Origin of the sequence: Klebsiella sp. B345, from assembly GCF_051131735.1 — a bacterium.
Taxonomy (GTDB): domain Bacteria; phylum Pseudomonadota; class Gammaproteobacteria; order Enterobacterales; family Enterobacteriaceae; genus Klebsiella.
The window spans coordinates 1,461,020-1,472,214 of the sequence record NZ_CP180443.1 but is presented as its reverse complement, the minus strand read 5'-3'; the positions used below and the strand labels follow the sequence as shown (position 1 = coordinate 1,472,214).

9 protein-coding genes are annotated in these 11,195 nt (G+C 56.7%); 7 read left to right on the top strand and 2 right to left on the bottom strand.

Annotation, left to right across the window (positions count from 1 at the left end; genetic code table 11):
- The first annotated feature begins 184 nt into the window (after positions 1–184).
- The 6 genes from ompK36 (at position 185) to mgtE (ending at position 7,530) form a co-directional block, all read left to right on the top strand.
- Entirely contained in the window at positions 185–1,276 is a 1,092-nt protein-coding gene (ompK36, locus tag ACMYSO_RS06835; protein ID WP_434669899.1) for a porin OmpK36, read from the top strand.
- Positions 1,277–1,379: 103 nt separating this feature from the next.
- Positions 1,380–2,432 carry an FAD:protein FMN transferase ApbE gene (gene apbE / locus ACMYSO_RS06830; RefSeq protein WP_434669898.1) on the top strand — a complete coding sequence of 351 codons (1,053 nt, stop codon included), beginning with the start codon at positions 1,380–1,382 and terminating at the stop codon, positions 2,430–2,432.
- A 72-nt stretch (positions 2,433–2,504) separates the two neighbouring features.
- On the top strand, positions 2,505–3,569 hold the full coding sequence (ada, locus tag ACMYSO_RS06825; RefSeq protein WP_434669897.1) for a bifunctional DNA-binding transcriptional regulator/O6-methylguanine-DNA methyltransferase Ada: 1,065 nt from the start codon (positions 2,505–2,507) through the stop codon (positions 3,567–3,569).
- Positions 3,569–4,228, top strand: a complete 660-nt coding sequence (alkB, locus tag ACMYSO_RS06820) for a DNA oxidative demethylase AlkB (RefSeq protein WP_434669896.1) — start codon at positions 3,569–3,571, stop codon at positions 4,226–4,228. The genes ada and alkB overlap by 1 nt, the downstream gene beginning before the upstream one ends.
- 78 nt (positions 4,229–4,306) lie before the next feature.
- Positions 4,307–5,950: a multidrug ABC transporter permease/ATP-binding protein gene (locus ACMYSO_RS06815; RefSeq protein ID WP_434669895.1), complete on the top strand. Its 1,644-nt coding sequence runs from the start codon at positions 4,307–4,309 to the stop codon at positions 5,948–5,950.
- Between the two features lie 143 nt (positions 5,951–6,093).
- Positions 6,094–7,530: a magnesium transporter gene (gene mgtE / locus ACMYSO_RS06810; protein WP_434669893.1), complete on the top strand. Its 1,437-nt coding sequence runs from the start codon at positions 6,094–6,096 to the stop codon at positions 7,528–7,530.
- Here the strand turns inward: mgtE and ACMYSO_RS06805 are convergent.
- A complete protein-coding gene (locus ACMYSO_RS06805; protein WP_434669892.1) occupies positions 7,493–8,740 on the bottom strand; it encodes a SulP family inorganic anion transporter in 1,248 nt (415 codons plus the stop codon). The genes mgtE and ACMYSO_RS06805 overlap by 38 nt on opposite strands.
- A gap of 273 nt (positions 8,741–9,013) precedes the next feature.
- Between ACMYSO_RS06805 and mqo the strand changes: the two genes are divergently transcribed.
- Positions 9,014–10,645, top strand: a complete 1,632-nt coding sequence (gene mqo / locus ACMYSO_RS06800) for a malate dehydrogenase (quinone) (RefSeq protein ID WP_434583804.1) — start codon at positions 9,014–9,016, stop codon at positions 10,643–10,645.
- Positions 10,646–10,692: 47 nt separating this feature from the next.
- On the opposite strand, the gene eco is transcribed toward mqo, so the two are convergent.
- The gene (gene eco / locus ACMYSO_RS06795) at positions 10,693–11,184 is read right to left on the bottom strand and encodes a serine protease inhibitor ecotin (RefSeq protein WP_434669891.1); all 492 of its coding nucleotides are present in this window, start codon (positions 11,182–11,184) and stop codon (positions 10,693–10,695) included.
- Between the last annotated feature and the right edge of the window lie 11 nt (positions 11,185–11,195).

Sequence of the window (11,195 nt, the reverse complement as noted above, 5' to 3'; positions counted from 1 at the left end):
TTCCCCTGCATTTACAAATTGAAACATCTTGTGGGAACTTTGAAACACCTTAGAAGTTTTCGTATCATATTCTTGTTGGATTATTCTGCATTTTACAGCACAATGAATATAGCCGACTGATTAGAAGGGTAATCAGTAAGCAGTGGCATAATAAAAGGCATATAACAAACAGAGGGTTAATAACATGAAAGTTAAAGTACTGTCCCTCCTGGTACCAGCTCTGCTGGTAGCAGGCGCAGCAAATGCGGCTGAAATTTATAACAAAGATGGCAACAAATTAGACCTGTACGGTAAAATCGATGGCCTGCACTACTTCTCTGATGACAAGAGCGTAGACGGCGACCAGACCTACATGCGTATTGGCGTTAAAGGCGAAACTCAGATCAACGACCAACTGACCGGTTACGGCCAGTGGGAATACAACGTTCAGGCGAACAACACTGAAAGCTCAAGCGATCAGGCATGGACTCGTCTGGCATTTGCTGGTCTGAAATTTGGCGACGCAGGTTCTTTCGACTACGGTCGTAACTACGGCGTAGTATACGACGTAACGTCCTGGACCGACGTTCTGCCGGAATTCGGCGGCGACACCTACGGTTCTGACAACTTCCTGCAATCCCGTGCTAACGGTGTTGCTACCTACCGTAACTCTGACTTCTTCGGTCTGGTTGACGGCCTGAACTTTGCTCTGCAGTACCAGGGTAAAAACGGCAGCGTCAGCGGCGAAGGCGCGACCAACAACGGTCGTGGCGCTCTGAAACAGAACGGCGACGGTTTCGGTACTTCCGTAACTTATGACATCTTTGATGGCATCAGCGCTGGTTTCGCGTACTCCAACTCTAAACGTACCGACGATCAGAACGCACTGGTTCTGGGTGAAGGCGACCACGCTGAAACCTACACCGGCGGCCTGAAATACGACGCGAACAACATCTACCTGGCAACTCAGTACACCCAGACTTACAACGCAACTCGCGCGGGTGACCTGGGCTTTGCTAACAAAGCACAGAACTTCGAAGTGGTTGCTCAGTACCAGTTCGACTTCGGTCTGCGTCCGTCCGTTGCTTACCTGCAGTCTAAAGGTAAGGACATGGGTTCCTACGGTGACCAGGATATCCTGAAATACGTTGATCTGGGTGCGACCTACTACTTCAACAAAAACATGTCTACCTATGTTGATTACAAAATCAACCTGCTGGATGACAACAACTTCACCCGTAACGCCGGTATCTCTACCGACGACGTGGTTGCACTGGGCCTGGTTTACCAGTTCTAAGTTGCACGAAGTTTATGAAAAAGGCGCCTCTGGCGCCTTTTTTTATGCCTGGTTTAACCTTGCTGGTGTAATCTTGCCGCCTTAGCAAGAGGAACCTGATTTTATGGATATCGCTTTTTTCCGTACCGCGCTGTTTAGCGTCTGCGTACTGCTTTCCGGCTGTGATTCGGCCACCACCTCCAGCGCACCTGCGCCAACCGCCACCGTCCTGGATGGCAAAACGATGGGCACCTTCTGGCGCGTCAGCGTGATTGACGTGGACCAGCAAAAAGCCCAGGCGCTACGTCAGAAAGTACAGGCGCAGCTTGATGCTGACGATCGCCTGCTGTCCACCTGGAAAAACGACTCGGCGTTGATGCGTTTTAACCACTCGTCGGGCACCGAACCCTGGCCGGTGAGCGAGGCGATGGCCGATATCGTCACGATGTCGCTGCGCATCGGTGCCAAAACCGATGGCGCTATGGATATTACGGTAGGGCCGCTGGTTAACCTGTGGGGATTTGGTCCCGATAAGCAACCGCTGAAAACACCGGATCCGCAACAGATCGCCGCGGCGAAAGCGCGCACCGGGCTACAGCATCTGACGGTGATTAACCATGCGGATCGCCAGTATCTACAAAAAGATATTCCGGATCTGTTTGTCGATCTCTCGACCGTGGGTGAAGGCTACGCTGCCGATCATCTGGCTCGTCTGATGGAGCAAGAGGGCATTTCACGCTATCTGGTTTCTGTCGGCGGCGCGCTGGTGAGCCGGGGAATGAACGGCGACGGGAAACCGTGGCGGGTGGCGATCCAGAAACCGACCGATCGTGAAAATGCCGTCCAGGCGATCGTTGATATCAACGGGCATGGGATCAGCACCTCCGGTAGCTACCGCAACTATTATGAGCTCGATGGCAAGCGTATTTCGCACGTTATCGACCCGCAAACCGGCCGGCCCATCGACCACAAACTGGTGTCGGTGACGGTGATTGCGCCGACGGCGCTGGAAGCGGACGGCTGGGATACCGGCCTGATGGTGCTAGGGCCGCAGAAAGCTCAGGAAGTGGTGCGTCAACAGGGGCTGGCGGTCTATATGATTGTCAAAGAGGGTGACGGGTTTACAACCTGGATGTCACCGCAGTTCCGCACCTTCCTGGTGGGCGAAAAAAATTAAACCGCAAGAATTCGGGTTTTTATTCACGGGCGCCGATGCAGACTGACGATACACTTAAAGCAGGAGCCCATTATGAAACCGATAATTGCTGATACCGATGCGCGCCGCTGGCAGGCGGTGTGCGATCGCGATGCGAACGCCGATGGTCAGTTTGTTTTTGCCGTGTTGACCACCGGCATATGCTGCCGCCCCTCCTGCCGTTCGCGGCGGGCGTTACGGGAAAACGTGCGCTTTTATCCCGATGTCGAAGCGGCCGTGGCTGACGGCTTTCGCCCCTGTAAACGCTGCCAGCCGGACAACATCGACCCACAACAGCAGAAAGTGGACAAAGTCGCCCGGGCCTGCCGACTGCTGGAACAAGATGCGCCAGTGACCCTTGAAACGCTGGCGCAGGCGCTGGCGGTCAGCCCGTTCCATTTTCATCGTTTGTTCAAATCAGTCACCGGCATGACGCCAAAAGCCTGGCAGCAGGCGTGGCGCGCGCGGCGTTTACGCGAGGCGCTGGCTCAGGGGGAAAAGGTCACGCCCGCGGTGATGGCCGCCGGTTTCCCTGATGGCAGCAGCTACTATCGCCAGGCGGATGCTGCGCTCGGCATGACCGCCAGTCAGTTTCGTCGCGGCGGTGCAGATATCGATATTATCTATACTTTCGGCGACTGCGCGGTTGGCCGTTGTCTGGTCGCGGAAAGCGAGCGGGGCGTGTGTGCCGTCCTGCCGGGGGAAGCCGATGGGCCGCTGCTTGATGAACTTGCCCGCCTGTTCCCCAGAGCGCGGTTGATACCTGGCGATGCGCATTTCCATCAGCGGGTCGCCCAGGTCTTCGCCCATCTGGACGATCACCGTCAGGCCATCGACCTGCCGTTGGACATCCGCGGTACTGCTTTCCAGCTGCGCGTCTGGCAGGCGCTGCGCGAGATCCCGGCAGGAGAAACCCGTAGCTATCGTCAGGTGGCGCAGAGCATCGGTCAGCCGCGTGCGGTAAGAGCCGTGGCGGGCGCCTGTGCGGCGAATAAGCTGGCGATCGTCATTCCTTGTCATCGGGTGGTTCGCGAGGGTGGGGCGCTTTCAGGCTATCGCTGGGGAACGGCCCGCAAAGCCCAGCTGTTAACGCGCGAAGCGCACAGCGAGGAGCCATAATGCTCGATTTATTTGCCGATACGCCACCCTGGCAAGAGCCGCTGGCACCGGGTGCCGTGATTTTGCGACGCTTCGCCACTTCGCGAGCGCCGGCTTTGCTACAGGCTATCGCGCAGGTTGCCAGCCGCTCGCCGTTGCGTCAGATGGTGACGCCGGGCGGCTATACGATGTCGGTGGCGATGACCAACTGTGGCGCGCTGGGCTGGACCACCGATAGCCATGGCTACCTTTATGCACCTGACGATCCGCTGACCGGGCAGCGCTGGCCGCCGATGCCGACGCTATTTGCCACGCTGGCGACAGAGGCGGCGCTGGCCTGCGGCTATCCACGCTTTACCCCAGACGCTTGTTTGATAAACCGCTACCAGCCTGGCGCAAAACTCTCTTTGCATCAGGATAAAGATGAGCGCGATCTGCGGGCGCCCATTGTTTCCGTGTCGCTGGGGCTGCCGGCGGTGTTCCAGTTCGGCGGCCTGCATCGGAATGACCCACTGCAGCGGGTGCTGCTGGAGCACGGCGATGTAGTGGTGTGGGGCGGTGAATCGCGCCTGTTTTATCACGGTATTCAGCCGTTAAAATCGGGGGATCATCCACAGACCGGAGCCTGTCGCTACAATCTCACCTTCCGCCTGGCGGGTAATCTGGCGGCTAATAAATAACAAAAATAAGAATTATTCTTGATGTCATCGCCGGGCCGTTTAAACTGCTGGCTGTTTTGCTTGTCCGGATTGCGTGTTATGGAACTCCTCCTCCTTGTTTGGCGCCAGTATCGCTGGCCGTTTATCTCAGTCATTGCGCTAAGTCTGCTCAGTGCGGCGCTGGGCATCGGGCTGATTGCCTTTATTAATCTGCGGTTAATGACCGTGGTCGATACCTCACTAACGGTGTTACCGGAGTTTCTCGGCTTATTGCTGTTGCTGATGGTGGTCACGCTGGGCTCTCAGCTCGCCTTGACCACCCTCGGGCACCATTTCGTCTATCGCCTGCGCGGCGAATTTATCAAGCGGATCCTCGATACCCAAATCGAACAGGTTGAGAAAATTGGCAGCGCGTCGCTGCTGGCCGGACTCACCAGCGACGTGCGGAACATCACCATCGCGTTCGTGCGTCTGCCGGAGCTGGTGCAGGGGATTATCCTGACGTTTGGTTCCGCCGGTTATCTGGCGTGGCTGTCGGGGAAAATGGTAATGGTGACCGCTCTGTGGATGGCGCTCACCATCTGGGGCGGCTTTGTGCTGGTGGCTCGCGTCTATAAACACATGGCGACGCTGCGGGAAACCGAAGACAAGCTCTATCATGATTATCAGACGGTACTGGAAGGGCGCAAAGAGATGACCCTCAACCGGGAACGTGCGGAATACGTATTTAATCAGCTGTATCTGCCGGATGCCCGCGAATATCGCCACCATATTATCCGCGCCGATACTTTCCATCTCAGCGCGGTGAACTGGTCAAATATCATGATGCTGGGCGCAATCGGGCTGGTGTTCTGGATGGCCAACGGTCTTGGCTGGGCGAATACCGCGGTGGCGGCGACCTATTCGCTGACCCTGCTGTTTTTGCGCACGCCGCTGCTCTCGGCGGTCGGCGCACTGCCGACGCTGCTGAGCGCCCAGGTGGCATTCAATAAGCTCCATCGCTTCTCTCTGGCGCCGTACCGGGCCGAGTTCCCGACGCCGCAGGCGCATCCTCACTGGCAGACGCTAGAGCTGCGCGATGTCAGCTTCCACTATCCGGACAACAGCTTCGCGGTAGGGCCGATTAACCTGACCCTTAAGCGCGGCGAGCTGGTCTTTTTGATCGGCGGTAACGGCAGCGGAAAATCGACGCTGGCGATGCTGCTGACCGGGTTGTACCAGCCGGCCTCCGGCGAGATTTTGCTCGATGGTCAACCCCTGGCGGTGGATAAACCGGAAGATTACCGCAAGCTTTTCTCGGCGGTGTTCACCGATGTCTGGCTGTTTGACCAGCTGCTGGGAGAGGGCGGCAACACCGCTGACCCGGCGCTGGTAGCACAGTGGATGGAGCACCTGAAAATGACCCATAAGCTGACGCTGGATAACGGCAAAATCGTCGATTTGAAGCTGTCAAAGGGGCAGAAAAAACGAGTGGCATTGCTGCTGGCACTGGCGGAAGAGCGGGATATCATTCTGCTGGATGAATGGGCGGCGGATCAGGATCCGCACTTCCGCCGCGAGTTTTATCAGGTACTGCTGCCGCTGATGCAGCAGATGGGGAAAACCATTTTTGCCATCAGCCATGACGATCACTATTTCCAGCACGCGGACCGCTTGTTGGAGATGCGAAGCGGCCAGTTGACGGAGCTGACCGGGGAAGAGCGCGAGCTGGCGACCCGTGATGCGGTGGCCCGCACCGCCTGATTGCCTGCGCCTGCTGGTCAACAGGGGGCGCGGTTGTTGATTTTTCCGCCGTACGAACGCCCCGACGGTTATTTTTTCTCCCTCCTCGCGCTATGCTTATGGCACCTGGCCTGCCGCCTGTTCTCAAAAGGATTGCCTGACCGATGTCCGTGTTGCATAAAAAAAGCGCCAGATTGCGTGATGAAGAGCGTGCCCGTCTTATCTGGCTGCTGACCACCGATAAAGCCGTCACCTCGGCGCTGACAGGCAAATTAACCCTCGCCGAACGCTACGACGACGGCACCCTCGCCGACGATCTGGCCGAAGTGGAAGTGCTGGTTTCCCACCTTCCGCCGCCAGACCTTGCCGATGCCCTGGAAGCATTGCCCAACGACGGGCGTAACGCACTCTGGCAACTGGTCAGCAACGATAAGCGTGGCGAAGTGTTGCTCGAGGCGTCGGAGAACGTCTGGGGCGATCTCATCGATAAGATGAGCGATCATGAACTGCTGGATGCGCTGCAAACCCTGGATATTGACGAACAGGTCTATCTGGTTCAGCACCTGCCGCGAAACCTGACCGGTCGCTTACTGGCGACGATGCCGCCGGAAAAACGCGCGCGGGTGCGTCAGATGATGCGCTACGCCGACAACACCGTCGGGGCGATCATGGAGTTCGAAGTGATCGTCGTGCGCCCGGAGATGACCCTGGCCGCGGTGCAGCGCTATCTGCGGCGGCTGGGAAAAATGCCGGAGAACACCGATAAGCTGTTTGTTACCACCCGCAATAAATTGCTGCTGGGCGAGCTGGAGCTACAAACCATTCTGCTCAATGACGCACAAAAGCGAGTAGGCGATGTCATGGAAGGGGATCCGGTGACCTTCCAGCCCCACGAAGCCGCGGAAAAAGTGGCCCGAACCTTCGAACGTGATGACTTGCTTAGTGCCGCGGTGATTGATGCGGACGGGAAGTTAATGGGGCGTCTGACCATCGATGAGATCGTGGATGTGGTGTACGAAGAGACCGACAGCGATCTGCGTGGAATGGGCGGCCTGAGTAGCGAAGAAGACGTCTTTGCGCCGGTCAGCAAAGCGGTGAAAACCCGTTGGGCGTGGCTGGCGGTCAATCTGTGCACCGCCTTTATCGCTTCGCGGGTGATTGACGGCTTTGAACATACCATCTCACAGCTGGTGGCGCTTGCTTCCCTGATGCCGATCGTCGCCGGGATCGGCGGCAATACCGGTAATCAGACCATCACCATGATTGTCCGGGCAATGGCGCTTCAGCATATTCAGCCCGGTAGTTTTTCGTTTTTGATTATGCGTGAAGTGGGCGTGGCGTTGATTAACGGTCTGGTGTGGGGCGGCATTATGGGGGGCATTACCTGGTGGCTGTATGACGACCCACAGCTGGGCGGCGTGATGACCCTGGCAATGATGCTGAATCTGCTGATGGCGGCGATAATGGGGGTCATTATCCCCATGGTGATGGTCAAACTGGGACGCGACCCGGCGGTCGGCTCCAGCGTGATGATCACCGCTATCACCGACACCGGCGGGTTCTTTATTTTTCTCGGTCTGGCAACGCTGTTTCTGATGTAACCTGAGGCTTGTTGCGCCAGCGCCGTGGAATCAGCGCCATCACTGCAAGCCCTGCCAGTACGCCAATCGCCAGATTGCTGGTCCCGACCGTCGCGCCGACGGTCACCAGCATCACCAGCGTTTCTGGCCACGGATTTCGTGCCAGCTCCGCCGGGCGAAGGCTCTGCCAACTGAAGGTTTTCGCCGCGACGATCACCATCACGCCGGCCAGCACCACCATCGGAATTTTCGCCATCACTTCGCTCAGGGCGGTCACCAGCAACAGCAGCACCAGACCGGCGGCAATGGTTGAGACGCGGCTGCGCCCTTTGCCCATTTCGACGTTGACGATGGTCTGACCGATCATCGCGCAGCCGGCAATCCCGCCATACATCCCCGCCAGTATATTGGCGATGCCCAGCCCGGTACTCTCGCGCGCTTTGTTTGACGGGGTCTGGGTCAGGTCATCCACCAGTTTTGCCGTCAGCAACGATTCCATCAGGCCCACGAAGGCGATGCTCAGCGCACAGGGCCAGATAATTTGCAGGGTATGCAGGTCGAGCGGGACCAGCAGGGCGGTGAAGCCGGGCAGCCCGCCGCTCATTGACCCTTCGTCGCCAACGGTTGGCAGCAGCTGGCCGCTGGTAACGGTAAACAGGGTCAGCAGCACAATGGCGATCAGCGGCGATGGAATCGTTTTTGTCAGGCGCGGCACCCACAACACAATCAGTAGCGTCAGAACGAACAGGCCGAGTATCAGCGGCTGCTTGCTCCAGAAATGCGGCACCTGGGCAAAGAAGATCAAGATCCCCAGCGCGTTGACGAAGCCGGTCATCACCGAGTGCGGAATAAAGCGCATTAACCTCGCCATGCCGCATAACCCAAACAAAATTTGAATAATACCAGCCAAAATGACGGCGGGCAGAATATAGCCCACGCCGTGCTGGTGCACCATCGGCCCAATTACCAGCGCAACCGAGCCGGCTGCCGCAGTCACCATCGCCGGCCTGCCACCCAGTACCGACATCGCCAGACACAGCACCACCGAGGCAATCAGGCTGACTTTCGGGTCAACGCCGGCGATGACGGAGAAGGAGATCACTTCCGGAATCAGGGCCAGCGCAGTGATCACGCCTGCCAGGGTTTCCCGGGTCAGCAGCGCCGGTGAGCGTAATACGTGACGAAGTGCGCCGGTTGAAGCGGAAGAGACGTGATTTGAGGCTTGAGGCATAAGCGGTTCGCAGGTTGGTCAGCGGCGGCGGCACAAGCCTGGGCTTGTGTGCGGTATGTCACAAAACAGGGGATGATAACGCGGGCGCGTCACTTATACCAGTACAAAATATGATTTAACGTACACATTTATTAAACATTTTTATAACAGATCTCAAAACTCAACTTAAATTTTAAACAATATTTAAATTTTTGATCTTCGGTGTTACCTTGATTCACGAAATCGTTTCACCTGCGCTAATTATAAAAGCGAGTAAAGTAAGGCTCAAATCCGATGAAAAGAAAGATGGCCGTACCCAGCTCACCGGCGGTTGGTTCGAATACACCTCGGACCAACACCCGCCATGAGCAAGAGACGGATGTACTGTTGATTGGCGGCGGCATCATGAGCGCCACGTTGGGAACCTGGCTGCAGGAGCTTGAGCCGGACTGGTCTATTACCATGGTCGAGCAGATGTCCAGCGTCGCTGAAGAGAGTTCGAACGGCTGGAATAATGCGGGTACAGGTCATGCGGCGCTGATGGAGCTGAACTACACGCCACAAACAGCCAGTGGGATTAACATCGACAAAGCGGTCGATATCAACGAATCCTTCCATATTTCTCGTCAGTTTTGGGCACACCAGGTGACCCGCGGCATACTCAGTAAGCCGAAATCATTTATTAACAGCGTGCCGCACATGAGCTTTGTGTGGGGCGAAGATAATGTCAATTTCCTGCGCGCGCGTTACGCGGCGCTGCAGCAGAGCGAACTGTTCCGCGGTATCCGCTATTCTGAAGACCATCAACAGGTTAAAGCCTGGGCACCGCTGGTGATGGAAGGGCGCGATCCACAGCAAAAAGTGGCCGCCACCCGCACTGAAGTCGGTACCGACGTCAACTACGGGGAAATCACCCGCCAGCTGATTGCCGGGCTGCAGACGCACGATAACTTCTCCTTGCAGCTGGGTACCGTTGTGCGTCGCTTTAAGCGCAACGCCGATAAGAGCTGGACGGTGACGCTGGCGGATGCCGACAATCGCCGTCAAAAGCGGGTCATTAAAGCCAAATTTATCTTTATCGGTGCCGGCGGTGCAGCGCTGACGCTGCTGCAGGAAACCGGTATTCCTCAGGCGAAAGAGTACGCCGGCTTCCCGGTGGGCGGCCAGTTCCTGGTCTGCGAAAATCCGGAAGTGGTTAACCACCATCTGGCTAAAGTCTACGGTCAGGCAGAAGTCGGGGCGCCGCCGATGTCGGTGCCGCATATTGATACCCGTATTATTGATGGCAAGCGCGTCGTGTTGTTTGGACCGTTCGCCACCTTCTCAACCCGCTTCCTGAAAAACGGTTCACTGTGGGATCTGCTGGCATCAACCAACACCTCGAATATTCTGCCGATGCTGAATGTTGGTCTGGATAACTTTGATCTGGTGAAATACCTGATTAGCCAGGTGATGCAGAAAGATAACGATCGCCACGAAGCGCTGCGTGAATACTATCCTGAAGCGCGCAAAGAGGACTGGCGTTTGTGGCAGGCGGGTCAACGCGTGCAGATTATCAAACGTAACGGCAAGAAGGGCGTACTGCGCCTGGGCACCGAAGTGGTCAGCGATGATGATGGTACCGTTGCTGCTTTGCTGGGGGCATCGCCTGGTGCATCTACAGCGGCGCCGATCATGCTGCAGCTGATGGAGACGGTCTTTAAAGAGAAGGTTCAGTCAGCGGCCTGGCAGGCTAAGCTGAAAGAGATTGTTCCCTCTTACGGTATGCGTCTGGATGGCAATCCGGCGGCAATTGAGCAGGCGCTGGCATGGACCAGTGAAGTGTTACAGCTGCACTACGAGCCGGTGACGGCAGCCGACGAGGTGCCAGAAGCAACGCTGAAACCGCTGTCTGGTGATAAGCCAATGGCGGATATCGCCCTCTAAGAAAAGCAACCCGGCGGCGCCTGCTGCCGGGCTATTAGTGCCTGAGCTTAGCGCTCGACGGCATTACCGGTTGTTTCTTCTGCTTTCCAGATCCGGTATTTCACTTCAACGTTCGCCGGGGTATAAACCACAATCGGCAGCTTGCTGTTGTAACGCAGCATGCCAGCATCGCCTAATCCGGCGGTGACAAATTTCTTCTCTTTTTTGCCGTCAGGGCAGGCCATCATCGTCGAAATTGGTGAGGTCACTTTATCAAATACGTAGTAATCGTAGCCCCAGCCTTCCAGCGTTTTGCTTTCCAGATGACCACCCAGACGATGGCGGTTGCAGTCAACTTCCAGCGTCTGACCAATCATCAGCTCAACTTTATATGCCGATTCGTCTGGCTGCTGCGGCAGCTGAATCACCTGGCGCTTCATGCCTTGTTCTGCTTTCGGGTACGGCGCAACCTTTTCCAGAGGCTGCTCAGCGGCCAGCGCACCGGTAGACACACAGGCGATAGCCAGCAGGGAAACGGCAAGTGTAGCGATTTTTTTCACGATTCATGATC

Excerpts from the sequence above, each read along its gene's own strand:
- ompK36 (WP_434669899.1), top strand. The coding sequence starts at position 185 with ATGAAAGTTAAAGTACTGTCCCTCCTGGTACCAGCTCTGCTGGTAGCA.
- apbE (WP_434669898.1), top strand. The coding sequence starts at position 1,380 with ATGGATATCGCTTTTTTCCGTACCGCGCTGTTTAGCGTCTGCGTACTG.
- ada (WP_434669897.1), top strand. The coding sequence starts at position 2,505 with ATGAAACCGATAATTGCTGATACCGATGCGCGCCGCTGGCAGGCGGTG.
- alkB (WP_434669896.1), top strand. The coding sequence starts at position 3,569 with ATGCTCGATTTATTTGCCGATACGCCACCCTGGCAAGAGCCGCTGGCA.
- ACMYSO_RS06815 (WP_434669895.1), top strand. The coding sequence starts at position 4,307 with ATGGAACTCCTCCTCCTTGTTTGGCGCCAGTATCGCTGGCCGTTTATC.
- mgtE (WP_434669893.1), top strand. The coding sequence starts at position 6,094 with ATGTCCGTGTTGCATAAAAAAAGCGCCAGATTGCGTGATGAAGAGCGT.
- ACMYSO_RS06805 (WP_434669892.1), bottom strand. The coding sequence starts at position 8,740 with ATGCCTCAAGCCTCAAATCACGTCTCTTCCGCTTCAACCGGCGCACTT.
- mqo (WP_434583804.1), top strand. The coding sequence starts at position 9,014 with ATGAAAAGAAAGATGGCCGTACCCAGCTCACCGGCGGTTGGTTCGAAT.